This is a genomic window from Halobacillus sp. ABR2_026 (genome assembly GCF_056158545.1).
The window spans coordinates 3,609,102-3,635,862 of sequence record NZ_JBSWTM010000001.1 but is presented as its reverse complement, the minus strand read 5'-3'; the positions used below and the strand labels follow the sequence as shown (position 1 = coordinate 3,635,862).

Sequence of the window (26,761 nt, the reverse complement as noted above, 5' to 3'; positions counted from 1 at the left end):
TGCTATCACTCTCCTTGTTTGTATCATAACGGGTAGATTCCTTGATAGGGAAATGATATGTTTCAAGCAGTAGGATAAGAGAGGGGGGGGCAAACTATGAAAGAGATGCTTTATGAAAAAGTGAAATTCGTAGAAGGTGAAAATTTTGTAACGGTGGAGGACACGGATGCTCTTACAGATGCGGAACTTCAGTCTTTATCTTCATATTTGATCAGGGACCCTGACTTTTCTGGATTGAAAAACCGGACCCTTCTCGTTCCTTCCACATTTAAAAAAGAGACAGTTGAAGTTATACAGAGCTTTGGGTTCAGCCATCATGATGAGGTGTATTTTTTTAAATGTGATTTAGAGAAGTGGGATTGGGAAGGAGAGCGGTCCTTTACCATTCAGCCATTCAGTGAAGTGGGAGAGGAGGTCTTCCGGGAGACTTGGCGCCGATCGATGGAGGGCTCATTGAATGCTCCTCAGTCATTGAACATGGATGAGCAGATGAGAAGTGTGAAAAAAGAGTTGGGGGCAGGTTATGTGAATACATGCCTGACAGCTTATGAAGGAGACCGTCCGATGGGTGTGATCATGCCGCACATTGAACCGGGGACAATGGATGAGGGAAGGTTTTTTTATTTCGGACTTGTGCCGGAAGAACGAGGGAAAAACAAGAGTACTCCGTTGTATCAGGAGGGTCTTGACCTTTTGAAAAAACGTTTCAAAGCTTCCTACAGTGTTGGAGCTACAAGTATACATAACCAGCCGATGTTGAATGTATTTAACCGTTGTGGTTGTAAGGAAACTGGGAGAGTCGGTGTCTATAAATTTTCCAGTTGATGTTTAAGTTTCCATTACATCCACATTCAAGAAGCCCGGTGAGGACCACCGGGCTTCTTGAATATCTATAAATCTACACTTTCTTTCAATTGTTTATATTCTTCGTCGGTGAACGCGCGTGAGCGGGTAAGGAACCTTTTTCCTTCTACTCCTTCAAGCGAAAACATTCCACCACGGCCATCGACGACATCAATGATCAACTGCGTGTGTTTCCAGTAATCATACTGTTTTTTATTAATATAAAATGGGGTTTCACCGATTTTTCCAAGCAAAACATCCTGACTGCCGATCATAAGGTCGCCTTCTTCATAGCACATCGGAGAACTACCGTCACAGCATCCTCCTGACTGATGAAAGAGCAGGGGACCGTGTTTTTCTTTCAACATTTGGATCAATTCAAGAGCAGCATCTGTCGCTTTTACACGTTCAACCATCGTTCAGCTCCTTTCCATGATGCCAGAATCAAGATGTTTCCAGTGGCTGATCATTAAAAGAATCCAAGTTTCTGCGGGCTGTAGCTAACCAGCATGTTTTTCGTTTGTTGATAGTGGCTGAGCATCATTTTATGATTCTCACGGCCGACGCCTGACATCTTGTATCCACCGAATGCCGCATGGGCAGGATATGCATGATAACAGTTTGTCCAGACACGACCCGCTTCAATTCCACGTCCGAAACGATAGGCTGTGTTCATATCACGTGTCCACACGCCAGCTCCAAGTCCATAAAGCGTGTCATTAGCAATCTGCATCGCTTCTTCTTTATCTTTGAACGTCGTTACTGATAGGACAGGACCGAAGATTTCCTCTTGGAAAATTCGCATGCTGTTGTCCCCTTTAAAGACTGTCGGCTCAACATAATAGCCTTCTTTAAAGTCGCCTTCCATTTGGTTACGTGCTCCACCAGTCAAGCACTCGGCTCCTTCATCTTTACCAATTTCCAGGTAAGATAGGATTTTTTCCAATTGCTCAGATGAAGCCTGTGCTCCCATCATCACTTCTGGATCCAGTGGATTTCCTGTCTTGATTTCCTTAACCCGCTTGATGGCGCGTTCCATGAACTCATCATAGATCGACTCCTGAATCAAGGCACGGGAAGGGCACGTACAAACTTCGCCCTGGTTTAGTGCGAACATCACCATGCCTTCAATCGTCTTATCCAGGAAGTCATCGTCTTCCCGCATGACGTCTTCAAAAATGATGTTTGGTGATTTTCCGCCAAGCTCGAGGGTAACCGGGATAATATTTTGTGAAGCATACTGCATGATCATTCGACCGGTTGTCGTTTCGCCTGTGAAAGCGACTTTATTAATACGATCGCTCTGGGCTAATGGCTTTCCAGCTTCCAGGCCAAACCCGTTAACGACATTCAGAACACCAGCTGGAAGTAAATCTTCAATCATTTCCAGCAGATAAAGGATGGATGCCGGTGTTTGTTCCGCAGGCTTCAGGACAATCGTATTTCCTGCTGCAAGAGCAGGGGCGATTTTCCAAGTGGCCATCAATAATGGGAAGTTCCAAGGAATGATTTGCCCGACGACACCTAGAGGCTCATGGAAATGATAGGCGACTGTATCATTATCTATTTCTCCGATCGTCCCTTCCTGGGAGCGAATCACGGATGCGAAATAACGGAAATGATCGACGGCGAGAGGCAGGTCAGCGTTCAACGTTTCACGTACAGCTTTTCCGTTCTCCCACGTTTCCGCAATTGCTAATTTTTCTAGATTTTCCTCCATTCGATCAGCAATCCGGTTTAACACTAACGAACGTTCAGTAACGGAAGTTTTTCCCCAGGTATCTTTGGCTTTGTGAGCGGCATCGAGAGCAAGCTCTATGTCTTCTTCTGTCGAGCGTGCCACCTGGCAGAAGGTTTTACCGGTTACTGGTGTTACATTATCGAAGTATTGGCCTTTTACCGGTGCGGTCCACTCTCCACCAATGAAGTTGTCATACCGTTCTTTAAATTGAACTTTAGATCCTTCCGTATTAGGAAAAGCATATACCATGTAAAACATCCTCCTAGTAAATATATTGCAACCGCTTACAATAGTGAAATTATGTAAGTAGGCGCTCTTACTCTTTAAATTACCACTTAGACAGAATATTGTCAATTTACAGATAAATGCGGAGGATTTTCGGGTACGATTGGAAAGGAAAGATTGTTATAATGAAATTATCTACAGTCAAAGGAGTTTTCAAAAGATATGACAACGACAAACCGAGTGATGCTCGTTGACGGGATGGCGCTTCTCTTCCGTGCCTTCTACGCAACGGCCATGAGCAATTATTATATGATAAACAGTAAAGGGATTCCTACGAACGGTGTCTACGGAATGATGAAACATTTGTTTCAGGCCATTGAAGCCTATCAGCCGACCCATGTCATCTGCTGCTGGGACATGGGGAGCAAGACGTTTCGGAACGACCTGTTTCCAGAGTATAAAGCGAACAGAGGGGCTCCGCCGGAAGAGTTGATTCCTCAGTTTGACTTAGCGAAAGAAGTCGTGGAGTCGTTGAATATTCCAAACGTTGGCCAGGTTGGTTATGAAGCGGATGATTGTATGGGAACATTAAGCCGGGCTTACAGTGAGCATTCCCAGGTCTTCTTATTGACTGGGGATCAGGATCTTCTCCAACTGCTTCGACCGAATGTCCATGTCGTCCTGTTGAAAAAAGGCTATGGCAATTATGCTGAATACCATGAAGAATCATTTACGGAGGAAAAAGGAATTACACCGGGCCAGATGATTGACTTGAAAGCTCTCATGGGCGATTCCAGTGACAATTATCCCGGGGTGAAAGGAATCGGTGAGAAGACTGCTCTGAAACTCCTTTTGAAATACGGAACGATAGAAGGAATTCTTGAGAATATCGAAGGACTGACAAAAGGGCAGCGCACAAAGATCAAGGATGATCTGGATATGCTCCACCTGTCCAGAAAGCTTGCGGCTATCCATTGTGAAGCGGACGTAGATTGTTCCTTGGAGGAGGCTCTTTTCTATATTGATGATGAAAAGATGAGTGCAAAATTTGATGAGCTTGAATTTAAAAACTGGAAAAAGAATATAGTGAGGATGTAAGTGAAAAAAGGTCGGAAGTAGAAATCTTCCGGCCTTTTTATAAGAGGTCTTTCTTTTGCGTTTTGCGGTAATTGTTCACTTCTTTAAAGTACATGGCGGCTTTTTTATACATTCGTTTTTCGTAGTATAAATTTCCTAACATCTCACAGTAATTTTTGTAGCTGCCATATTCATTGTGTTCCCGGAAATAAGGGATGATTTCATTTTCCAGGGCCTCCATAAAAAAGTCTTCTTTTATTTTATCTAATACCGTGTTTCTTAACACAAAAAATTTGTATTTAAAGAATTGGATCTCATGTTCTTCTGAAGCCTTTTCCCCTTTTTCGATATATTCCCATGCTTCTTCTATATTTCCCGCATAGTAGTTTGTCGACGCAAGGGAGTAAATCGTGTTCACATAAAAATAGTCGTCTTTGATCTCAAGGGTCATGTTATGAGCTTTATCCAGGTGTTCAAGCGCTTCTTCATATTTTTCCTGATTTCCATAAATATAACCCAGGTTGTGGTAGATTCGTCTTTCATCAATGGATTTCAAATGATATTTTGAAATCTTTTTTAATTTCATGAAATATTCTTCTGCAATTGGGTAAATTTCAAGTGCTCGATAATTTAAGGCGATCACCATATAGGTGTCTACAATCCGTTCATAATCAAAATCCTTTATATAGCCTTCTAATGCTGTGTGAGCATAAAAGTTAGACTCAACCGCTGCTCTGGTTTGAGAATAAGCGAGAGCTAAATGAAAATATGTTTCGCTATCAGTAAAGGGGAGTTTTTTTAAAAGCTCTTCTGTTTTGTGGAAATGATGAAGGGCATCTTTTAACTGATGATCTTTTAAAAGGTAATGGATTCCGACGGTTTTGTGGAAGAAGAATTTATATTCATCATTTGCATATGGATACAAATTATTGATTTCCTTCAAATCGCCCTCGGAGAGAGGTCCTTCGTTGGTCTTCATGGTGTGACGAGCTTTCACGATCATATATAAATGATTAAGTGTTGTGTTCTGATTAGATTTTAGTGCCTCTGTGCATTTCGCAAAGTAAGTTTCCATTAATGGAAGATCACGGCGTTGAATCACTTCATGCCATTCCAGAAGGTTTTGGTGGATCGTTTCGTCAAACTCCTGGTTGATATCAGTTAACTTGATTTTCAACCGTTCACCGATCAGGCGGTAAATTTCCTCACTGGCATTAATGGTATCGTGTTCAATTTTACTCAAATAGGATACCGAGCATATCCCTGATGCAAGTTCTTCAAGGGTCAGATTTTTATATTTACGATGCTGCTTAATTAACGAACCTTTCATAGTCACTACTCCTTTAAAGCGCCAATTAATTACATTATATCAAAATACCGTCACTTTCAATGGTTATCCTTTCCGTCGAATGGAGATGGTCTGGAGGAATATGTAAAAAGCTCAACCACAGAAAGTGGTTGAGCTGTGATATCAGGATAGTGTTTTTAAGGCTTCTTCGATTTGAGTATCACCTGAAATCATTTCAAAGGTCTTATGATAAGCATTTGGTTCCTGAAGAGAAGCGATCATTGCTTTAGCAACGTCTGAGCGCGGAACTGTTCCTCGTTCTACCGTTTCACCCACTTGGATTTTGCTCGTTCCATCATCGTTCGTCAATCCGCCGGGGCGCACGATGGTATAATCGAGTTCCGTCGTTTTCAGGAAGTCATCTGCCTCCCCTTTCATTTGGAGATAATGCTTCAATTCTTCCGGGCCTCTATCGGGATCCCCTGCAGCCATGCCGCTCAACATAACAAATTTCTTTATTCCAAGGTTTTCTGTCGCTTTCGCCAAATTAATCGCTCCATCACGATCCACGGCTTCTGTCTGTTCCGGGCCGGTGGAAGATCCAGATCCCGCAGCGAAGATGACAGCATCCATACCTTTTACAGCATAGCCGACATCTTTGGTAAGATCAGCAAGGACCGGTGTTCCGCCCAACTTTTCGACTGTCGCTTTCTGATCTTCCTTTCTGACCATGCCATATGGCTCGTGACCATCTTGTTTCAAATATTGAACGAGTAAACGTCCCGTATGTCCATTTGCTCCAGCTACGAGTACTTTCATCTATTAATCACGACTCCTTCTTGAAATAAGATTACAATCCTTGTTTAGCCTGTTTCTGTATCCAGTAAACATATAGACCTACAGTTGAGATGGGAAGCAAAGCTCCTGGTAATTGCAGCGCGCACAAATCCTTGGATCATCCTGCATCGGGAATTGCTCAATAGGCAGAGGTTGATTTTTCTTTTCGTCCTCCAGATACAGCTTCATTTGTTCCATGCTGATCTGATATAAATGTTGGACATTCACAAGGTCTTGTTCCGTTAACTGGTGTTCGACATGCGTACCGTCGACTAAATATTCGTTTCGGATGATAATGTCGTCAAGGGACTCGATCTTGTGCTTGTGTTGTAAATAAAGCGCATAAAGAGCCAGCTGGTTACGATCTTCTTCAGAGGCTTTACCTGTTTTCCAATCCACGATAATCCACTTGTTGTTTACGAGATCCTTATACACAAGGTCCATCACAATATAAACTTTTGCATCGTCAGTTTTTAGGAAACGAAAAGTTTCAGATTCTAAGAATTGCATCTCTTCTTTATTTCGGACATCGATGAAGGTTTTGCTGGAGTAGAAGTTTTTGACCGTTTTTTGAAGACGGTCCGTTATTTTTTTGATTTTTGCTTCTGGAAGTTTGTCTGTTTGACTGTAATAGATTTCATGGAGCATTGTATAATGTTTAGGCCGGTTCGCCCATAAATGTTCCTTCTTTGTGGATTCTATAAAGCCGCGGTTCAGATGGTGACGGACTTCGTCTATGAATTCCTGTTCTTCCATGATTGGTTGATTCTTTAAAGTGCGCTGAATCGTTTGGTAGATTAAATCGTGCACAACGCTTCCGAAGTGCATTTCCAAATTGGTGATCTTTTTTAATCGGTACGTTTGTTTGGCTAAAGTATCAGACGAACGGAGCCATCCATTATGGGAAACATAATAATCATAAGCATATTTGCGGAGGCAGGTCAGCATGGTTTTATGTCGGGACAAAGACCAAGATAGTTCTGGATAAGGTTTCACTTCAAACATAAGGAACACCTTTCTAATTTGTTCATAGATTTCAGTAACTTAATTCATTCATCATAACAGGGCGGATCATCATGTTGGAATTCTCTCATCGATATTTTATCATGGAGAACAACGACGCCCTCTGCTTCCAGTAACAGACGCTGTCTGGATGGATCACTGATTGTAATTTCCCCTTTCGCATTGAGCACGCGATGCCAGGGGAGATTATGCTTACTGCTCATACTGTGAAGGGCCCGGGCGACTTGTCTAGCGGCCTTAGGGTTTCCGGCACAAGAAGCAATCTGTCCATAGGACATGACGCGTCCTGCTGGAATGCTGCGTATAATCTTTATGATGCGTTCAGTAAAAGGTTGCATAACTCGAACTCCTTTTTCTATGACACGTCCATCTACTCTCTCCCTAAAGATCAACTAATGAGTCGTAGAAGCTTCGACCTTCTATAGAGTGCACCGTTTGATGTCTTTAACGGATGGATATTTAGGGTTCATCCAATAATAGTAACAGAACTCTGCACTTTATTGGGGACATAGGCTTCAGGAATAGAACCAGTCCATCTTTATTGGTACAATTTCTCATAGAAAGTAGAGAGGGGGATTCTTCATGAATATACCAAAAGTTTTGAGTATAGCAGGGTCTGCGGCGCAGGGGAGTGCAGGGATACAGGCAGACTTAAAAACGTTTCAGGAATTCAATGTATATGGAATGAGTGCGGTTACAGCTGTTGTAGCAAACAACTCTCAAACAAAACAGGGAATTTTCACTCAACCTATTGAATCCGTAGAAGCTCAGTTTCATGCTTCCCTGGAACATGTGGGAGTGGATGCACTAAAAACGGGTATGCTGTTCACCGAAGAAATCATCGAAACGGTAGCCAGATTGATTGAACAAACCGGAATAGAAAATGTGGTGGTGGACCCCGTGATGATCGGGAAGATGGGGTCCCAATTGTTGAAAGATGGAGCCATTAACAGTCTTACTCAAAAACTCGTCCCGCTGGCAAGAGTCATCACTCCGAATTTGCATGAAGCAGCGCGGATGCTCCAATGTGAGGTTCCTGAAACACCGGAAGATATGAAAGTGGTGGCAAGGGACTTGTATCATTTAGGAGCCGATTATGTGTTAGTCAAGGGAGGCAGTTTGAAAGGATATCCTGCAGTGGATATGCTCTATGATGGGTCTGGTATTGTGGAGCTTGAAACGGAGAGGGTGGACACTATACACACCAGTGGTGCAGGGTGTACGTATTCAGCGGCTATCACAGCAGAACTTGCTAAAGGCGTCCCGGTTGAGGAGGCGGTCAGAAGAGCAAAGTCATTCGTAACCAGTGCTATCCGTCATGCCTTATCTTTTGATCGTGGGATTGGTTCCACCTACCATGCGGCTCATCGAACCATGGAATCATCATGAACAATTTTTGGAAATCACCCTGTGCATAAATGGTGGATAATCCTTAATTTCAAGACGTTTTGAGGGTACATTGTTTGTGTTGGAAATATCAACACTAAACTTTAACAGAGGCTTAAAATAAAACCCCATGCCCACCGGATCCGGTGGGCATGGGGTTTTTGTTTTATTAACCATTGATTCGGTCATATTTATCGATTTGTTTCTTGCGGTCAACGTCCCAGCGGTTTTCTGGGTGTTCTTTACATTCTGCTGTACATGCCGCATGTTGCTTTTCTTCACATTCCTGACAGCATACATATTGACGGTTACACACGGGGTTACTGCAGTTGATCATACGGTCTTCAGCTTTTCCGCAGTGTTCGCATTCTGCGATCACCTTTTCTTCTACTTGGTTGATAGGCACAGAAATGCGTTCATCAAATACATACATCTTTCCATCGAAGAGTTCACCCTTAACTTCAGGATCTTTGCCGTAAGTGGTAATGCCACCTTCAAGCTGGTATACATCTTCGACTCCGTTTTTCTTAAGAATTCCGGTAAGTTTTTCACAACGAATGCCACCTGTGCAGTAGGTGAGGACCTTTTTATCCTTCCATTGATCTGCATTTTCAGCGATCCATTCAGGGAATTCACGGGAGTGGTTGACGTCAGGCTGGATCGCATTGCGGAAATGTCCGATTCGATATTCATACTCGTTACGCCCATCGATGATAATGGTGTCATCGTTTTTTAACAGTTCGTTGAATTCTTTCGGCTTCAAGTGTTTACCGCCGTACGTCTTCGGATCGATGTCATCATCATCGAGGCTCCAGTTGACCAGTTCAGGCTTCACGCGGCAATGCATTTTTTTGAATGCATGACCTTCGTGTTCATCAATCTTGAAGTGGATATCTGCAAAACGCTCATCAGAGCGTACAAAATTCATATAGTCTTCCACTTGTTCAACGGTTCCTGAGACCGTTCCGTTGATCCCTTCGTGAGAAACGATAATACGGCCTTTCAAACCAAGGTCTTTGCAATATTTTAAGTGGTTTTGGCAATATTCTTCATAGTCAGGAAGGTCGGCATACTTATAATACAGCAGAACTCGATAATCTTTTGAGCTCATAAGTGATTCCTCCTAGATTTATATCTAAACAATAGTAAATAACAGAAATGTCCATAGTCCATCATATTCGATTTGTCAACAGATTTCAAATGTCAGTTTTTTGAACAATTTTCACACGTCTAATCCTGTATGAATAGACGCACAGAGCCAGAATGGATCCCGTCATTAGAAAAACCAAGGATCCGAAAGGGAGAACGAAGTTTTCAGCCGAATAAGGTTTAGGACTGAGCTCCAATAGGATTCCGGCAAGGACAGAACCGGTCGCACTTCCGATGAATTGCATCTGCTGCTTCAAACCGATGCCGGCACCGATCTGTTCACTGGGAAGAATTCGCGATACCTCATTGGTAGAGCTTGATGAAAGGCTCGAGAAGCCGAAGCTTGTGAACATGTAAGCCCCCATGATCATATACGGGTGTTTACCTGCAAGAATGAAGAAAATCAATGCAGAGATCATCAATAATACTTGAGACAAAAAGAGAACTCTGATGTTTCCGTAAGCATCGATCATCCGTCCTACGTAAATGGCTGCTACAGCTGACAGCATCGCACCAGGAAAGATGATGAACCCGATGGCGGCTGCTCCGCGCCCGTAAACCTGCTCGAGCATAATCGGCATTAGGAATAGGATGGAGAAGTGCATCGTGAAGCCGATATAGCTTACAAAGACGATTTTAAGATAGTGTCCGTTCTTTAGTAAATCAGGTTGAACGAAGGGAACTTTAGTACGATTGACTCTCCACCATAGAAGGCCGGCGGACAAGAGGCCTGCAAACAGATAGGAGAGGCTTAATGTTGAAATATATAACAAGAACAAGGTGGCTGTGGCACCAGATAAAACAGCTCCGATGAAATCAAAACGTCCTTTTCTTGATTCCTCTAATGGCATGAATTTATAGAGGGCGGGAATAACGATGAAAACCATGATGGTTACAATGAATAAATAATTCCAATTCAAGTAGTCAGTGATTAGACCCCCAATCACAGGTCCCAATCCAAAGCCTAAGGATGTAGCGGAGGCGATCAGAGCATACGCACTTCCCCGCCGGGTCATCGGAATGTATCTCCCGGCAAAGACCATTGATAACCCAGGGATGGAGGCTGCACCTGCTGCCTGGCATAAACGCGCAATCATTAACCAGAGGTAACTGTCGGCAAGAAAACCAATGATGGAAGAGAGGCTGAATATACAAATTCCTATCGTCAACAAGGTTCGGATCGGCAGATAATCAGATAGTCGCGTAAAAGTAATGGTGAAAATAGCTAAGACGATTGAATAGCCTGAAACAATCCAGGCTCCCTCCGATGGCAGAAGGGAAAAGTCTTGAAGAATATTTGGAAGTGCAATATTAAACATTGTGGTATTCATAACAACAATCAAAATGGTAGCAGCTAATATAAAAACTGTACGAAAATGTTCCTGGGAAGGATGAGAAGTTATTGGCATATCGTCACTTCTTCCTTTCTATCATTTCATTAGACACCCGAAATACTATACCACATGTTTCAAAGATAGAAAAATAACAGGCATAAAAAATCTCCCGTTGAGATCTCAACGGGAGATTTTTTACAACAGGGTTGCTCCAAGAGTCGATTCAAAATGCTTCAATGCCCAGTGATGGCCGGTTTCATCGAAACTTGCCACTCCGTCTTTATGAACGTGGATTTCATATCCAAGATTATAAGCTTCAATGGCTGTATGGAGGACGCATATATCCGTGCAGACACCTAAGAGATGAAGTTCAGTAATCTCACGTTCTCTGAGCTTTACGTCCAAGTTCGTTCCTGTGAAGGCGCTGTATCTTGTTTTATCCAAGTATAGGGTATGGGCTTTCTTGTCATTTTGTTCGTAAATGCTTTGGAGCGTTCCGTATAATTCTCTGCCTTTTGATCCTCTCAGGTTGTGAGGAGGAAAAAGATTCGTCTCCGGGTGATAAGGGTCCCCTTTTTCATGGACGTCGACGGCAAAGACGACAAAGTCTTCTCTTTGCAGGAAGGCCTCTGCTGTCTCACAAATGTACGGTTCTAAAACCTGCCCGGGTTCTCCACATGTTAAGGCTCCGTCATGATCTATAAAGTCATTTGTATAATCAATGATGATCAACGCACGTGTCATACAATCCCCTCCCGATGTCTTTACATCTATCTTAACATGTGTCAGTGATAAGAACGCTCGATCGTCATTAAAAATTTCTATTTCTTCTACGAGTAACGTACGGGAAGAAAAAAACGAAAAACATCGGAGGAGAGAGTAAAAACCGATCTTTGATGAAAGAAGAATGAAGAGATATCCAGCATTTTTTCTGTTCATAAGTTTTCTTCCCGTAAGGAAGGGAATTCCAGATATAAGTATAAGTTGATAACGGTTGCAAAACATGTATATACAAATTATAATCATAGTTAATTGATGTATATACATGTTTGAGATTTTATGAAAGCGTTTGAGGAGGAAGATGGATGTTCAGGAAATTGTTTGGAAATAAAGAAACCGAAGAGCTTGTATCGTCACCCATGTCAGGAAAGAAGGTGGTCTTGGAGCAAGTACCGGATCCAGTATTCTCAGAGAAGATGATGGGAGAAGGAATTGCAATCGAACCTGATGAAGGTCTAGTCCTCAGTCCGGTGGAAGGTAAAGTTGTCCAAGTGTTTCCGACGAATCACGCGGTAGGGTTAGAAACGAAAAGTGGGGCAGAAATCTTAATCCATATCGGCCTTGAAACGGTTGCCATGGAAGGGGAAGGTTTTGAAGCATTTGTATCTCAGGGAGACAAGGTAAAAGCTGGAGATAAGTTGATTTCATTCGATCTTGACCTCGTTAAGGAAAAGGCAAAGAGCACGGTGACTCCAGTCATCGTTACGAACAGTGATGGCTTTGTGGTGCAGGCATCTGAAGAAGTTGAAATGAAAGCTGGTTCTACGTCACTCATGACGCTGAGGAAAAAATAACTCATCAGGAGGTATGAAAAATGAACCATAAGCAACAGGCCGAACAAATATTAGAAGCGATCGGTGGAAAGGAAAACCTCTCTGCTGCGACGCACTGTGTGACACGACTACGTTTAGCTTTACACGATGAAGGAATCGTTGATCAAGAAAAATTGAATAACATTGATGCTGTAAAAGGTTCTTTTTCAACGAACGGACAGTTTCAAATAGTAGTCGGTCAAGGAACGGTGGATAAGGTTTATAAGGAATTCGTCGCGCTTGCAGGCATCGGTGAATCTTCAAAAGAGGAAGTCAAGGAAGCATCCAAGGAAAAGATGAATCCGCTGCAAAGAGCAATCAAAACGCTTGCGGATATTTTCATTCCGATTTTGCCAGCGATTGTAACAGCTGGTTTATTGCTGGGGATCAATAATATTTTGACGGCACAGGGTATTTTCTGGGATGATCAGTCGATCATTGATGTCTATCCACAGTGGTCCGGTATAGCGAATATGATCATCATCATAGCCAATACCGCCTTCGTGTTCTTACCCGGACTCATTGGCTGGTCGGCGGTTAAAAAATTCGGAGGTAGTCCGATTTTAGGGATTGTCATAGGTCTTGTACTTGTCCACCCGGACCTTCTGAATGCCTGGTCTTACGGTGATGCCGTAGCTGAAGGTTCTGTACCAACCTGGGATCTATTCGGATTGACAGTAGAAAAAATCGGTTATCAGGGGCAGGTGCTTCCCGTCCTTGTTGCCTCTTATTTGTTGACTAAAATAGAACTTTTCTTAAGGAACCGTATTCCTGATAATATTCAACTGCTGTTCGTTGGACCGATTTCCTTGTTAGTTACTGGTTTCCTGACGTTTATTATCATTGGACCAATTACATTTGCAATCGGTAACTGGATTACAGATGGTCTTGTTAGTGTCTTTGATACATTCGCCTGGTTAGGCGGTCTGATTTATGGTGGTCTGTACGGTGTGCTCGTCATTACAGGAATGCACCATACATTCTTAGCGGTTGATATCCAACTGGTGGGGAGTACGGGCACCACATTCTTATGGCCGATGCTCGCTCTTTCCAACATTGCACAGGGTTCTGCAGCATTTGCTATTTGGCTCGCTTCTAAAGACGACAAGCTTAAAGGCCTGGGCGTTTCCTCCGGTATTTCAGCTTGGCTCGGCATTACTGAACCTGCCCTATTCGGAGTGAATTTACGCTTTAAGTATCCATTCATTATAGCGATCAGCTCTTCCGCCCTTGCTGGCCTTTATATCTCAGCTCAAGGTGTATTGGCAAGCTCTATCGGAGTCGGTGGTGTGCCGGGGATCTCTCAATCGTTGCAGAGTACTGGCTGGACTTTGCCATCGGAATGGTCATCGTCATTGTCCTTCCGCTCGTAGGAACGTATCTCTATGCGAAGCGTAAAAAAGACGTATAAAAAATTTAAAAACGGTGGTGCTACAATGATTGAACAACCTTGGTGGAAAAAAGCTGTCGTTTATCAAATTTATCCGAAAAGCTTCAATGACACGACAGGAAACGGTGTCGGTGATATTCAGGGAATTATTGAAAAGTTGGATTACTTGCATAAACTCGGGGTCGATGTCCTTTGGCTGACCCCGATGTACAAGTCTCCTCAAAATGATAATGGATATGATATCAGTGACTATTATGACATTCACGATGAATACGGGACCATGCGAGACTTTGAAAGACTGCTTCAAGAAACACACAAACGTGGGATGAAACTCATCATGGACATCGTCGTTAACCACACGTCTACGGAACACCGATGGTTTCAAGAGGCTAAAAAGTCAAAAGACAATCCTTATCGTGACTATTATATATGGCATGACCCTGTGAATGGGGAAGAGCCGACGAATTGGCAGTCTAAATTCGGGGGCAATGCGTGGGAGTACGATGAACAAACAGGTCAGTATTACTTGCATTTGTTCGACGTTACTCAAGCCGATTTAAACTGGGAAAACGAACAGATGCGTGAAGATATCTATGAAATGATGCGTTTCTGGGGTGAAAAAGGAGTGGATGGCTTCCGTTTGGATGTCATCAATCTAATTTCCAAAAATCAGGAGTTCCCCAATGATGATGGAAGTGTCGCTCCAGGTGATGGTCGTAAATACTATACAGATGGACCACGTGTCCATGAATTCATGCAGGAAATGAACCGTGAAGTTTTCAAACCCTATGACTTGATGACGGTGGGAGAAATGTCTTCGACCAGCATAGAACACTGCATAAAATACACGGCTCCTGAACGGGATGAATTGAGTATGACGTTCAATTTCCATCATTTGAAAGTGGATTATCCAAATGGTGAAAAATGGACAGATGCTGATTTTAATTTCTATGATTTAAAGCAGATTCTTTCCAAGTGGCAGCGTGAAATGAATCGAGGGAATGGCTGGAACGCTCTATTCTGGTGTAACCACGATCAGCCCCGTGTTTTATCAAGATTCGGAGATGACGTAAACTATCCTGAAGAATCAGGGAAAATGCTGGCCACAACGATTCATATGATGCAGGGGACGCCGTATATCTATCAAGGTGAAGAGTTTGGCATGACGAATCCTAAATTTGAAAGCATCAGCCGCTATCGGGATGTGGAATCACTGAATATGTATGAAGACTTCAAGGCAAAAGGAGTCAGTGAGGACAAAATCCTGGAAATTTTAAAACAGAAGTCTCGTGACAATTCCCGTACTCCTGTACAATGGAATCAAGAGGAAAATGCCGGCTTTTCTTCAGGGACCCCATGGATTGATGTAGCGGATAATTATAAGGAAATCAATGCGGAAAAAGTCATGAATCAGGAAGATTCTATTTTCCATCACTATCAAAAATTGATAGGTTTGCGTAAGACGTATGATATTATCACGCATGGGGATTACCTGCTCTTGACGCCGGATCATAAAGAAGTGTTTGCTTTCCTGCGGGAATGGAATGGTGAACAGCTGCTCGTTGTGAACAATTTCTATGGAAAAGAGACGACGTTCACGGTACCTGAAAATATTCAAGGACTTGGGAAAGCTGACATCCTATTAAGCAATTACGAAGATGCTCCGGAAGGTCACCGGGAAATCAATCTGCGCCCATACGAGTCGGTCGTTTATCATCTTACCTAATCCAGGTGAGGGGGCTTACTATGAAAAAGAAATATGTCGAGATTTATCACGGTCTCGTCAAAGATATACAAAAGGGAGAGTACACGGTCGGGGGTACTCTCCCTTCTGAGCATGATTTAAGTGCAAGGTTTGAAACATCAAGGGAAACCATCCGTAAAGCACTTAATCTCCTCTCTCAAAATGGATATATTCAAAAAGTGAGAGGGAAAGGGTCGGTTGTTCTTGATCGTGATAAATTTGAATTCCCCGTTTCAGGATTGACCAGCTTCAAAGAACTTTCAGAACGACTGGGACAGAGTTTCCATACCCATGTACATGAATTGACTCTGGTGAAAGACCCGGATGTTTGCAGGAAGCTTAACGATAAATCCAAGGCGCCCCTATGGAAAATCATACGCTCCAGAGAAATTGGCGGTGAACGAATCATCTTGGATAAAGATTATCTAAGAAAAGATCTTGTCCCTGGTCTAACAAAAGAAATTGCACAAATTTCAATTTATCAATACTTGGAGGATGAACTTGGTCTGGATATCAGTTTCGCGAAGAAAGAGATCGTCGTCGAACCGGTTACAGAGGAAGATGAAGAATTCCTGGATTTAAATGGACATGACCAAGTGGTTGTCATCCGAAATTATGTGTATTTGGGCGATACAACGGCCTTCCAATATACAGAGTCCAGGCACAGACCTGATAAATTTCAGTTTGTGGATTTTGCTCGCAGGACAAAAATGTAAACAAAGAGGGCCATAGATTGGTTCCTCTTTGTTTTTTAATCGTTACACGTTAGAATAATAGTACGACTAGTAAGGACGAGGTGGGCGAATTGTTCGTTATTGGAGCTACAAAGAAATTACAAAATGAGATCGATTACCCGATTGGAAATGTAGAAGACTATAAAGAGGTCCCCGAAATTCATCAATGGCATGCAAATGTGGTGACGATTAATAGGAGAAAATGCCTCATTCTTATGAATAACGCCACGGGGCTTAATTTGACACTGCTCGGTCTGAGAAAAGAGCAGTTCCAGCACCTGGACAGCGTCATCAAAGGATCTCTCCAGCAATTATTTCAACTGCTAGGTATCGATAAAGAGAAGGCAGACTACATGTTGGGTGCTGCTGATGAAATTGTCTATACAAAAACGAAGAGTAGAAAAGTTTTGGGAATGATGAATGAAATTAAGCTTTTCACAGAGAAGCTGGCAGCAGGTAAAGCTTATGAAGATATAGATGCAGCAGGCATTAATGAACATCATAATAAGGTTCTCATTTTCAACAATCTGGAACATACTGTTCCATTTAAAGAGTTCAACGGATATTTCAAAAAGCAGTAGTGTATATACACTACTGCTTTTTTTATGTTAACCCTGTATTAAATTCAGTAGGAAAAGAAGGATATCAATTAGAGGATAGATAATATGGGAATGGAATAATGTTTTTCTTATACCGCACAGGGTATAAGTATAGTGGAGAGTATTTCATAAAATGGAGGGGTTTGAATGTTTTTTAAATCGTATTTTGATGAAGAATTAGCGCAGATGTCGTATATGATCGGCTGTCAGAAAACCGGAGAAGCCATGGTTATTGATCCTGCGCGGGATTTATCTCCTTATTATGAAACAGCTAAAAAAGAAGGGTTTCATTTATCAGCAGCAGTTGAAACACATATCCATGCCGACTTCCTTTCAGGTGCTAGAGAGCTGGCCAATGACAACGAACTTAAATTGTACCTTTCGGATGAGGGAGATGATGACTGGAAATATCAATACCTTCAAGAAATTCGTCATCAGTTGGTGAAAGATGGAGATGAAATTTATGTAGGAAAAGTCAGGTTGGATGTCATCCATACTCCTGGTCATACGCCGGAGAGCATCTCCTTCCTGCTCACGGATGAAGGAGGAGGTTCATCTGTTCCGATGGGGATTTTTACAGGTGATTTTGTTTTTGTTGGAGATGTGGGCCGTCCTGATTTACTTGAAAAATCAGCCGGAGCAGAAGGAACTGCAAGCCAGGGGGCTTCAGAAATGTATCATTCACTTCAGCGCTTCAAAGAACTTCCGGATTATGTGCAGGTATGGCCGGGACATGGAGCTGGGAGTGCCTGTGGTAAATCTCTTGGCGCCGTGCCATCTTCAACGGTAGGGTACGAGAAAGAGAACAATTGGGCGTTGAAACATACGGAGGAACAGTCATTTAATGAGGAGCTGCTGGATGGACAGCCAGAACCACCTAAATATTTCTCTATGATGAAAAAATTAAACAAAGAAGGACCTTCCTTAGAAAAAGACAGAGATGTAAATGTCGTATCCGTACAGGATTCACAAAATTACCAAACCGAAGAATATGCATTCGTAGATACTCGACCTTCCGCTCAGTTTTCAAACGGTCACTTAAAAGGAACGTTGAACATCCCGTATAATCGTTCGTTCACAAATTGGGCGGGGTGGCTAATTGACTATGATCAAAAAATCATAGTAGTAGCTTCGAAAGATTCTGTTCCTGATATCAAACGTTCCTTGGAATCCATCGGACTGGATGATTTAGTAGGCTATATTGATGAATCAGAAATCGATGGGTATGGAGGATTGGAAACATACGCCAGTATCACCGCTGAAGAATTGGAGGATACGTACAGGAAGCACGAGGATTATGTCATCGTTGATGTTAGGAATGACAGTGAATGGGACGATGATCATATTGATGAAGCGCAGCATATCATGCTGGGGAGATTGAAGGAAAGCATTCAGGATATTCCTTCAAATAAAACACCGATTGTCCATTGTCAGTCAGGGGTGAGGTCGGCGATTGCTGCAAGTGTCCTGCAGGCGAATGGGTTTAAAGGTGTATTAAATTTAAAAGGTGGATTCTCGGCCTTGAAAGATTTTTATGAAAAAGCCAAAGCTTAACACGAACACCTGCCTTGGAAAAGGCAGGTGTTTTTTAGGTTTAGTAAGGGTGTTCGTCCTTTTGCTTTATAAGGAGCGGAACGGCCTATTATCCGAGATGGGAATCTTTTGACAAAAAAAGACCTCTACCATAGAGATAGAGGCGAAAGTTTGTATAGGTATAGGATTAGGGGAGGTGTTAATTATATAGAAATTGAATTAACACACAAAATTAAAACAAAAATGTTGCTTGTGAATTAGATTTGATCCACAACTAGTGGTTGAGGATGTCTTTCATCTGCAGTATCAACATAGTTAACTCCAGCTGAAACAGATAAAACAAGCCCCATAGCGATGATAACGCCGAAAAGCTTTTTCATATTACAATACCTCCTAAGTTGGAATATTTATTTAACAAATCAATTGCTAACCTTAAATATTTTGTGGATTTTTTATAACTTCGCTCAGCTTCTAATAGTTCTGAAACAATCATGCAATAGCGAATTACGAATCTATGATGTTTTTTATCCAGAAAATGAGGTATTGCTGAATTCTCTAGATAATCAATTGTACTTTCATTTTGCTCTATTAGCATTTTATAAATAATTAAATGAATTTCGTCTGTAGTCGTGTCAGAAGATGAGGATTTCAAATGAGAAAAACCTTCATCAAGCCAATTTCTGCAATCATCAATATTTCCAATTTTATAAGTTTCTACAACTAAGCAATAAATTGTTTCGAAAATTTCGTGATCGGATGCGGTTTCAGTCCTATATGAAAGACATTTTTTGTAATTCATAATAGCTGATTCGAAATTTCCGAGTCTAGATTCTATTACGCCTATATTATGATATATAACCCCCAACTGATAATAATTATTAGTTTGAAGGGCAATTTTACTAACTAAGTGATAATTTTCTAATGCTTTTCCATAATTTTTAAGTCGACCATAGTTTATACCTAATAAAATATGGCAGTTTGCACTTTTAAACAAATTATATTGTTTTTGATATAAATCCAATGCATGCTCTGCATTAAAAATAGAAGCTGATATATTATTAGCTTGACTAGCACTCAAGGCAAGAAGGTAATAGAGGTCACTTTCTTCCCAACCTTCTAAACTAATGGAAACACTATAATTCTTGGCTTCCATAAGTTCTAAATAAGATTGTTCAAAGTCTTCTCTATAGTAGCTAACTAGACCAGAAGTTACGTGGAAATAATACTCCATCTCTTCATCGAATGTATCCTTATGCTGTCGTATATTTTTCCATACTTCGTAAGCCTCCTCCACTTCGTTTTCCAACAAAAGATGGCGGATGCGGAACAGCTCGAAGAATATATACAAATGATGATTGTTAAGCGTATCTTTTTGTTGTGAGAGTTCTTCCCTCAATTCCCTGGCTTCTTCTTTCCTTTTGAAAACGATCGCTTCATACCATTCCTTCAATTTTTCTTTGGAAGGATGATGATAGGAGGAGTCGTGGAAGTCGAGCCCAAGACGTTCGTAGAGGTGTTCAAGTACCTCGAACGCGGGAACGGTTTGGTCGTTCTCAATCTTAGACAAATACGCCGGAGAGATTATCCCATCTGCGAGCTGGTTCTGCGTCAAACCCTGCTTCACACGATGGAATCGAAGCACTTTACCATATTCCATTTTTCTCACACCTAGTTGATCAACTCTTGATTTTTCAGAGTAATAACTCTTTTAAATCTATATTTAGAATACATGTTCGTTCCGGGATTTTCAACAAAATTTACTAGTTTCCCAAGTTGAGGATTTTTTGTTGCTTTAAGGGGACTTTTGGAGGGGGACTTTCATAGATTGATCTTCAGCAACCTATAATATCCCTGGCAAGGGATATTTTGTTACTTATGAGTAATCATAACGTATTAAGGGTATAAAAGGTATAGGAATTTAATAAAAAGTCTATCATCAGGAACGTCATCGACTACAAGTGAGAAGGAGGAATAATTGTGGGATATAATGTCGCACAGAAATTAATTAAAGATCACTTGATAGAGGGGGAGATGAACCCGGGGTCGGAAATTGGTTTGAAAATCGATCAAACACTTACGCAGGATGCGACAGGGACGATGGTCATGCTCGAACTGGAAGCGATGGGCATCGAACGGGCGAAAACGGAAGCATCTGCGCAATACGTGGATCACAACTTAATCCAGGAAGATAGTAAAAACCCGGATGATCACCTATTTCTTGAGAGTGCTGCGAAGAGGTTTGGATTTCATTTCAGCAGACCGGGCAACGGTGTGAGTCACCCTGTCCATATGCAGCGTTTGGCCAAGCCTGGTAAGACTTTGCTAGGATCTGACAGCCATACTTGTGCGAATGGCTGTATGGGGATGCTTGCTATGGGGGCTGGAGGAATTGATGTAGCCATGGCTATTGCTGGGGAGCCGTTCTATGTGAAAATGCCTAAAGTCTGGGGAGTAAAAGTTACAGGTGAATTTCCAGATTGGGTAAGTGCTAAGGATGCTATTTTGGAAATGCTCCGCAGGCATGGTGTCAAAGGTGGTGTCAATCATATCTTTGAGTATTATGGTCCTGGGTTGAAAAACCTGACCGCAATGGATCGTCATGTCATTGCAAATATGGGAGCTGAGCTGGGAGCTACTGCAACGGTATTTCCTTCTGATGAGGAAACGAAACGATTTATGAAGCTCCAGGGAAGAGAAGATGAATGGATGGAGCTTGTAGCGGATGAAGATGCTTCGTATGATGTCCATGATGAGTTGGATCTTTCGTCACTAGGGCCGATGGTTGCTAAGCCATCCAGTCCAGGGAATGTAGTTCCGATTGAGGAAGTCGAAGGGGAGCCCATTTACCAATCGTACATCGGTTCATCTGCGAACCCTGGCTATCGTGATTTTGCAGTGGCTTCTAAAATCGTTGAAGGTCGGCGTATTGCAGATGGAGTCTCCTTAGATTTGAACCCGACTTCACGTCAAATGTTAATTGACCTTTCCCAGGAAGGGCATATTGCGAACTTCCTTCAAGCTGGTGGTCGACTTCATCAGGCAGGATGTAATGGATGTATTGGAATGGGACAAGCTCCTGCGACCGGCCGGAACAGTCTACGTACAACTCCGAGGAATTTCCCTGGGCGTTCGGGTACAAAAGAAGATAGTGTGTTCCTCTCCAGTCCAGAAACGGCAGCTGTATCAGCTATAACAGGAGAAATCACCGATCCGCGAAAATCAGAAATCGATTTCCCATCTGTGAAAGACTTGGATCATCCAACGGTAGATACAAGATTGCTGGACCAACCGCTGCCTTATGAAGAGGCGAAAGAAGTGGAGCTGGTCAAGGGTCCGAACGTTGCTTCTATTCCTGAAATGGGAGAACTTCCTGATGAAATGGAACTGCCTATTCTTTTGAAGATGGGGAATGACATTTCCACGGATGAAATCTTAGCAGGAGGGGCACGTGTACTGCCTTATCGAAGCAACTTGCCGGAAATCAGCAAATTCACCTTTGAAATTGTAGACGAAACTTATTACGATCGAGCGGTGGAAGTGAGAGATGATGGAGGGCATGCCGTGGTTGCGGGGGCCAATTATGGACAAGGTTCAAGTCGTGAGCACGCGGCTCTTGCGCCGAAGTACCTTGGTCTTAAAGTAGCAATCGTCGAAGATTTTGCCCGTATCCACTGGCAGAACCTTGCGAATTTTGGAGTACTCCCATTAACTTTCACAGACAGTGCTGATCTTGATGAATTAGAACAAGGGGACGTGCTCGTTTTCAAAGATCTTCGCAATACAATCAAGCAGTCCCCTCAGGTGGAAGTTGAAGTGAAAGGAAAAGGGAAAACCCTGAAGCTGGAGCATGCGTTATCCGATCGGCAAATAGAGATCATGCAGATGGGTGGCTTGATCAATTGGGTGAAGAATAGATTAGAAGCCTAATGAAAATTCCCGGCAGAAAAACCTGCCGGGAATTTTTATTGCCGCCGCGAGGTATCCAAGGGGGTTAAGTTCTCTTCTATTTCCTCACGTTTGTGCTCTAAGAATGGAGGAAGGGCGAGTGTTTCTCCTAGGTGATCCATGTCTTCATCTGTAGCAAAACCAGGGCCGTCCGTAGCTAGTTCAAATAAAATGTGATTGGCTTCCCTGAAGTAAAGAGATTTGAAATAGTAGCGATCAACCAGTCCTGAGTTAGGGTAACCGGCCGCTTGGATGATTTCGTGCCATTTTTTCAATTCAGTTTCGTCATGTACGCGGAAAGCTACGTGATGTACACTACCGCGGCCAGGTTTTTCAGGGTTTTCCTGCCTTTTTTCTTCTACATGGACTTCCGCGCCTGTACCTCCTTCTCCGGTTTCATAAACCGTCCAATGCTCATACGTACCTTTCTTACGGAAACCTAAAATCCCTGTCAGGACAGTTTCGGTTTTTTGAGCTTCATTAACGGTCAGGTGAACAGGGCCAAGTCCTGTAATCCCATATTCTTCTGGTACAGAAGCATGTTTCCACGCTTTTCCCGAAGTTACACCGTGATTATTTTCATCAGAGACCAAAATCAATCGTTGGCCTTCTGGGTCTTTGAAGGCGATCGTCATTCTTCCAAATCTTTCTTTCATCTCTTCTGCTTCAATTTCATATTCTTTGAAGCGATCCTGCCAGTATTCAAGTGCCTCATCTGTCTGTACGCGCAAGGAGGTGGTGGAAATGCTCCGGGTTCCAGGGTACGTATTTCCTGCACGGTGGATTTCGAAAAAGGTTAAATCTGTTCCTGGACGGCCTTGTTCATCAGCATAAAATAGATGGTACATGGACGGAGCATCCTGATTGACCGTCTTTTTTACGAGACGCATGCCCATAACCGTTGTATAAAAATCATAATTTCGCTGAGCATTCGCAGTAATGGCTGATACGTGATGAATCCCTTTGAGTTCCATGGTGAATCCTCCCTTTATCATTTATCTTGAATTCGAGATAATTATATAATGATTCAAAGAAAGTGTCAAAGCTTCAGGATCAATCTATTCTCTCAAAAGGAAAAATCCTTGTGTGAAGGGATCTGGAGAAGTAGGTGATTGGTTTCTTATTCCTTACTTCAACAGGCAGAAAATCGAGAAGATGGTTGGTTTTTATGACAGCTTCAGCTTTTTGAAGCTGCCAATGTTTGTGCAAGATGGGTCCTTTGTAAATTTTTGAACCATTTTTCACCCAGAGAGCATACCTCTCCGTTAACCAATAAAGGAGGGAACATGGACGGGGGTGCATCGGTTCAGATATTGTATGGAAGCTGGCATGGAAATGGTAAGCCGGGTAGCCTTTATGTACCCTGCGGCTTGTGAAATGATAGCCATTCTCCGTCTGATCCATCCTCATCCTGGCATTTACATAAGGGAGTTTAAAAATGTTACGGGCTAGAAGGACACCGAGAGGGTGGTTGGCATCTAATGTTAAAAAATATACTCCTGGTTCTCCCTTATAAGTAATATACGTGCGGACATTCAACTCAAGCAGCTGGTCACCGAATGGAAGAGGAGGGAGAAAGCGGAACCTGATATTCTGCATCCGGAAAGGGACGATGGCTATCCATGCAGTATTGTCGTACTCATCAATTTCAAAGGGGGAGGGGATGAACGGTCGTAAGGTATCGGTGGGGACAGGCCAGTGCATAAAAATTAAGTCTTCCCATTCCTGGTGCATGATCCAATTTTTTTGCTTCATGTCAATCACCTCCCCCATGTTTTACCCTCCAGACATATGAACCATACATCTCGATGTGGAAGAGAGAGGCTTTGAGAACGAACAAGAAAAAGATGAAAACTCCATCTTTCCTTCAGAAAAATTTGATATAATACATCAGTCTGGCATGAATAAACGTCATCCCCTGGAGGGATATTTCCTTTGAATATATAAATAGGCCATACGTTGAGCCGGGAGGAGGATCATTATGACGTGGGAAATTTTGAATATATTAGCTGTGTCGGCTTTTGCTTTCAGTGGAGCAATTGTAGCGTTAAATGAGAGATATGACATATTTGGAACATTCATTTTAGGTATTGCCACCCCTTTTGCTGGAGGAATTATCAGGAATATTGCATTGGATGTCCCGGTTGTGCACGTGTGGGAGCAGGGGTACCTTTTTTATGTGGCGCTAGGGACGATTGCTATTGTGTATTTCTTTCCTAAAACATGGGTCATGGCATGGGACCGGTGGAATATATATCCGGATGCTGTCGGGTTATCGGCTTTCGCTTTGCAAGGGGCATCCTTTGCTATCAACCACGAATTTCCTTTGGGTGGGATCATTTTTGCGGCCATTCTAACAGGGGTCGGGGGCGGTGTTACGAGGGACGTCCTTGCTCAGAGACGCCCAATGGTTATGCACCAGGAAATCTATGCGGTATGGGCATTAATGGCCGGACTCGTTATCGGATTGGGGTGGGTGGATATAGGAAGTGCATGGCAGACCTATATGATTTTCCTACTCGTCATCATCTGTCGCGTCGCCTCCTTCCATCTGGGCTGGCACTTACGCTTCAGAGATCTATATCGCCTATAAAAAGAGTTCTGCCGCTCGCAGAATGAATAGAGATGATACCAAAAAAAGCCCCCAGAGATCGTATGCTCTGGAGGCTTCATTCAACTAGTAGCGGAAAAGGTCTCCTGACAGGTACCGTTCACCTGTGTCAGGTGCAATGCATACAATGACTTCGCCTGGTTCTTTTTGTTTAGCTACCTGAATAGCTGCCCAGCAGGCGGCACCACAGGAGGTGCCGAGAAGTAATCCCTCTTCACGGGCTAATCGGCGGGTGATATCATAAGCATCTTCGTCCGTCACCTGATAGATTTCATCATAGATTTTTTCATTCAAAATCGACGGTATAAATCCAGGACTTGTCCCTACGAGTTTATGCTTTCCGGGTTTTCCACCAGAAAGAACGGGAGAGCCGGCGGGTTCTGCTACATGAATCGTCAAATGTTCATAACGTTTTTTTAGTTCTTCCCCGGTTCCTGTAATGGTTCCGCCAGTACCGGCAGTTGAAACAAAAGCGGACAGAGGCTTGCCCAGCTCATCCATCGCTTCAATAATTTCAGCGGCTGTGGTGTGTCGGTGAGCATCCGGATTTGCCATATTCTCAAATTGCATCGGCATAAAACTTCCTTCAATTTCGTTGACGAGCTCTTTCGCTTTAGCGATCGCTCCCGGCATTTTTTCATCGCCAGGGGTGAGCACGATTTCAGCACCGTAAGCTTTAAGCAAATTGATGCGCTCCTGGGTCATCGTGTCCGGCATGACGAGAATGGCGCGGTACCCTCTGGCTGCAGCATTCATAGCAATTCCGATTCCGGTATTACCGCTTGTCGGCTCTATAATGGTCGCGCCTTTTTTGAGTAGTCCGTCTCTTTCTGCTTGTTCCATCATGTTGAAAGCTGCACGGTCTTTGACGCTACCACTCGGGTTATACTTTTCCAGTTTCATATAAATATCAGCTCCGTCTTCTGGAGCAACACGATTCAATTTCACTAACGGTGTATCACCGATTAAGTCCGAAATATTGTTTACTACGCGCATGTCTGTCACTTCCTTATAGTTGGGAATGGTAGTCCAATTTTATCATAAATCGATGGGAGCATTCATACCGTGTGCTCATTACTCCAGGTGTTCGTTGACCATTTGCTGGGCGAATTGGAACGAGTTACTCGGCACGGCAATTTTGAAGGCGAGCTGGTTTGAATTCAAGTTAAACCGGTCGACTCGGACATTGAAATTGCTCGCTGTGTCCATTTGAGTGACAGCTACATATATATTTTCTTCGTTCGGGTTTACGATCACCCAGTCAGGAAGGTTGTAATTGTCTTTCACAAACTCCAGTACCTTTTTGTTTGGAAGAGGTAGTTTTCCGAGAGAAATCTTTTCCTGTTTTAATATAAGGTCCCCGTTTTCCTGTACTTCAGGCTGAAGTTCGACATTGATGGGGATGACCTGGTCAAAGGCTTTGATATTCCCGGATAAGGTAACATTACGATCCAATGAAATTGAATAATCGAAAACGGTTTGTGTGGAGAGTTCAGCTAAATATTCATTGGCGAGCTGCTCCATATTCTCTTTTGTGGAGACGATGGTGAACTCTGCATCCTGACTCTCTTTTTTCTGATCTACATTGACGATGGTATAGGAACTTGGTAAAAATACGAGCGCGACAAGCCATATGATAATTCCTACATTAATCAGAGCTAAAAACCAAAATAACGTTCTCCATTTATTATTTAACAAAAGTCGTTTCAT

Annotated in this window: 25 protein-coding genes and 1 pseudogene; 11 read left to right on the top strand and 15 right to left on the bottom strand. The window is 42.7% G+C overall.

What is annotated here, in order from left to right; all coding sequences use genetic code 11:
* Positions 1-96: 96 nt before the first annotated feature.
* A complete protein-coding gene (locus ACXADE_RS18465) occupies positions 97-825 on the top strand; it encodes a hypothetical protein (protein ID WP_474981883.1) in 729 nt (242 codons plus the stop codon).
* Between the two features lie 65 nt (positions 826-890).
* Here ACXADE_RS18465 and ACXADE_RS18460 read toward each other — a convergent pair whose 3' ends face one another.
* Complete coding sequence (locus ACXADE_RS18460; RefSeq protein ID WP_474981882.1) at positions 891-1,259, bottom strand: DUF779 domain-containing protein; 369 nt, start codon at positions 1,257-1,259, stop codon at positions 891-893.
* 53 nt (positions 1,260-1,312) lie between these two features.
* Positions 1,313-2,833, bottom strand: coding sequence for an aldehyde dehydrogenase (gene adh, locus ACXADE_RS18455; protein WP_474981881.1), 1,521 nt, complete (start codon positions 2,831-2,833; stop codon positions 1,313-1,315).
* Between the two features lie 198 nt (positions 2,834-3,031).
* On the opposite strand from adh, the gene ACXADE_RS18450 reads away from it, so the two are divergent.
* The gene (locus ACXADE_RS18450; RefSeq protein ID WP_474981880.1) at positions 3,032-3,907 is read left to right on the top strand and encodes a 5'-3' exonuclease; all 876 of its coding nucleotides are present in this window, start codon (positions 3,032-3,034) and stop codon (positions 3,905-3,907) included.
* A 37-nt stretch (positions 3,908-3,944) separates the two neighbouring features.
* Here the strand turns inward: ACXADE_RS18450 and ACXADE_RS18445 are convergent, their stop codons facing one another.
* From ACXADE_RS18445 to ACXADE_RS18430, 4 genes are all read right to left on the bottom strand, one after another.
* A complete protein-coding gene (locus tag ACXADE_RS18445) occupies positions 3,945-5,216 on the bottom strand; it encodes a tetratricopeptide repeat protein (RefSeq protein ID WP_474981879.1) in 1,272 nt (423 codons plus the stop codon).
* A 141-nt stretch (positions 5,217-5,357) separates the two neighbouring features.
* Positions 5,358-5,993, bottom strand: a complete 636-nt coding sequence (locus ACXADE_RS18440) for an SDR family oxidoreductase (RefSeq protein ID WP_474981878.1) — start codon at positions 5,991-5,993, stop codon at positions 5,358-5,360.
* A 78-nt stretch (positions 5,994-6,071) separates the two neighbouring features.
* Entirely contained in the window at positions 6,072-7,016 is a 945-nt protein-coding gene (locus tag ACXADE_RS18435; protein ID WP_474981877.1) for a PD-(D/E)XK nuclease family protein, read from the bottom strand.
* Positions 7,017-7,060: 44 nt separating this feature from the next.
* Complete coding sequence (locus ACXADE_RS18430; RefSeq protein ID WP_474981876.1) at positions 7,061-7,372, bottom strand: MGMT family protein; 312 nt, start codon at positions 7,370-7,372, stop codon at positions 7,061-7,063.
* A 244-nt stretch (positions 7,373-7,616) separates the two neighbouring features.
* Here ACXADE_RS18430 and thiD point away from each other — a divergent pair, with 244 nt between their 5' ends.
* Complete coding sequence (thiD, locus tag ACXADE_RS18425) at positions 7,617-8,423, top strand: bifunctional hydroxymethylpyrimidine kinase/phosphomethylpyrimidine kinase (protein WP_474981875.1); 807 nt, start codon at positions 7,617-7,619, stop codon at positions 8,421-8,423.
* A gap of 166 nt (positions 8,424-8,589) precedes the next feature.
* Here the strand turns inward: thiD and trhO are convergent, their stop codons facing one another.
* From trhO to ACXADE_RS18410, 3 genes are all read right to left on the bottom strand, one after another.
* Complete coding sequence (trhO, locus tag ACXADE_RS18420) at positions 8,590-9,531, bottom strand: oxygen-dependent tRNA uridine(34) hydroxylase TrhO (RefSeq protein WP_474981874.1); 942 nt, start codon at positions 9,529-9,531, stop codon at positions 8,590-8,592.
* An 85-nt stretch (positions 9,532-9,616) separates the two neighbouring features.
* Positions 9,617-10,978, bottom strand: coding sequence for an MFS transporter (locus tag ACXADE_RS18415; protein ID WP_474981873.1), 1,362 nt, complete (start codon positions 10,976-10,978; stop codon positions 9,617-9,619).
* 120 nt (positions 10,979-11,098) lie between these two features.
* Positions 11,099-11,647 (bottom strand): cysteine hydrolase family protein, encoded by a 549-nt coding sequence (locus tag ACXADE_RS18410; RefSeq protein ID WP_474981872.1) that lies wholly within the window; start codon positions 11,645-11,647, stop codon positions 11,099-11,101.
* A gap of 341 nt (positions 11,648-11,988) precedes the next feature.
* Between ACXADE_RS18410 and ACXADE_RS18405 the strand changes: the two genes are divergently transcribed.
* From ACXADE_RS18405 to ACXADE_RS18380, 6 genes and pseudogenes are all read left to right on the top strand, one after another.
* Complete coding sequence (locus ACXADE_RS18405; protein WP_474981871.1) at positions 11,989-12,477, top strand: PTS sugar transporter subunit IIA; 489 nt, start codon at positions 11,989-11,991, stop codon at positions 12,475-12,477.
* A gap of 20 nt (positions 12,478-12,497) precedes the next feature.
* Positions 12,498-13,906, top strand: a pseudogene (treP, locus tag ACXADE_RS18400) (PTS system trehalose-specific EIIBC component).
* Positions 13,907-13,931: 25 nt separating this feature from the next.
* Positions 13,932-15,611, top strand: a complete 1,680-nt coding sequence (gene treC, locus ACXADE_RS18395) for an alpha,alpha-phosphotrehalase (protein WP_474981870.1) — start codon at positions 13,932-13,934, stop codon at positions 15,609-15,611.
* Positions 15,612-15,631: 20 nt separating this feature from the next.
* The gene (gene treR, locus ACXADE_RS18390; RefSeq protein WP_474981869.1) at positions 15,632-16,345 is read left to right on the top strand and encodes a trehalose operon repressor; all 714 of its coding nucleotides are present in this window, start codon (positions 15,632-15,634) and stop codon (positions 16,343-16,345) included.
* Positions 16,346-16,434: 89 nt separating this feature from the next.
* Positions 16,435-16,944, top strand: coding sequence for a DUF6933 domain-containing protein (locus ACXADE_RS18385; RefSeq protein ID WP_474981868.1), 510 nt, complete (start codon positions 16,435-16,437; stop codon positions 16,942-16,944).
* Positions 16,945-17,109: 165 nt separating this feature from the next.
* Positions 17,110-18,516, top strand: coding sequence for an MBL fold metallo-hydrolase (locus ACXADE_RS18380; protein WP_474981867.1), 1,407 nt, complete (start codon positions 17,110-17,112; stop codon positions 18,514-18,516).
* Positions 18,517-18,752: 236 nt separating this feature from the next.
* Here the strand turns inward: ACXADE_RS18380 and ACXADE_RS18375 are convergent, their stop codons facing one another.
* Both ACXADE_RS18375 and ACXADE_RS18370 read right to left on the bottom strand, forming a co-directional pair.
* Positions 18,753-18,875, bottom strand: a complete 123-nt coding sequence (locus ACXADE_RS18375; RefSeq protein WP_474981866.1) for a hypothetical protein — start codon at positions 18,873-18,875, stop codon at positions 18,753-18,755.
* The gene (locus tag ACXADE_RS18370) at positions 18,872-20,152 is read right to left on the bottom strand and encodes a helix-turn-helix domain-containing protein (protein WP_474981865.1); all 1,281 of its coding nucleotides are present in this window, start codon (positions 20,150-20,152) and stop codon (positions 18,872-18,874) included. The genes ACXADE_RS18375 and ACXADE_RS18370 overlap by 4 nt, the downstream gene beginning before the upstream one ends.
* A gap of 320 nt (positions 20,153-20,472) precedes the next feature.
* Between ACXADE_RS18370 and ACXADE_RS18365 the strand changes: the two genes are divergently transcribed.
* Positions 20,473-22,422: an aconitate hydratase gene (locus tag ACXADE_RS18365; protein ID WP_474981864.1), complete on the top strand. Its 1,950-nt coding sequence runs from the start codon at positions 20,473-20,475 to the stop codon at positions 22,420-22,422.
* Positions 22,423-22,457: 35 nt separating this feature from the next.
* Here the strand turns inward: ACXADE_RS18365 and ACXADE_RS18360 are convergent, their stop codons facing one another.
* Together ACXADE_RS18360 and ACXADE_RS18355 are read right to left on the bottom strand one after the other, a co-directional pair.
* On the bottom strand, positions 22,458-23,414 hold the full coding sequence (locus ACXADE_RS18360; RefSeq protein WP_474981863.1) for a ring-cleaving dioxygenase: 957 nt from the start codon (positions 23,412-23,414) through the stop codon (positions 22,458-22,460).
* Positions 23,415-23,493: 79 nt separating this feature from the next.
* Positions 23,494-24,195: a YqjF family protein gene (locus ACXADE_RS18355; RefSeq protein ID WP_474981862.1), complete on the bottom strand. Its 702-nt coding sequence runs from the start codon at positions 24,193-24,195 to the stop codon at positions 23,494-23,496.
* 226 nt (positions 24,196-24,421) lie between these two features.
* On the opposite strand from ACXADE_RS18355, the gene ACXADE_RS18350 reads away from it, so the two are divergent.
* On the top strand, positions 24,422-25,033 hold the full coding sequence (locus ACXADE_RS18350; RefSeq protein ID WP_474981861.1) for a trimeric intracellular cation channel family protein: 612 nt from the start codon (positions 24,422-24,424) through the stop codon (positions 25,031-25,033).
* 84 nt (positions 25,034-25,117) lie between these two features.
* Here ACXADE_RS18350 and cysK read toward each other — a convergent pair whose 3' ends face one another.
* Positions 25,118-26,047 (bottom strand): cysteine synthase A, encoded by a 930-nt coding sequence (cysK, locus tag ACXADE_RS18345; RefSeq protein WP_474981860.1) that lies wholly within the window; start codon positions 26,045-26,047, stop codon positions 25,118-25,120.
* Between the two features lie 78 nt (positions 26,048-26,125).
* Complete coding sequence (locus ACXADE_RS18340; protein WP_474981859.1) at positions 26,126-26,761, bottom strand: YpmS family protein; 636 nt, start codon at positions 26,759-26,761, stop codon at positions 26,126-26,128.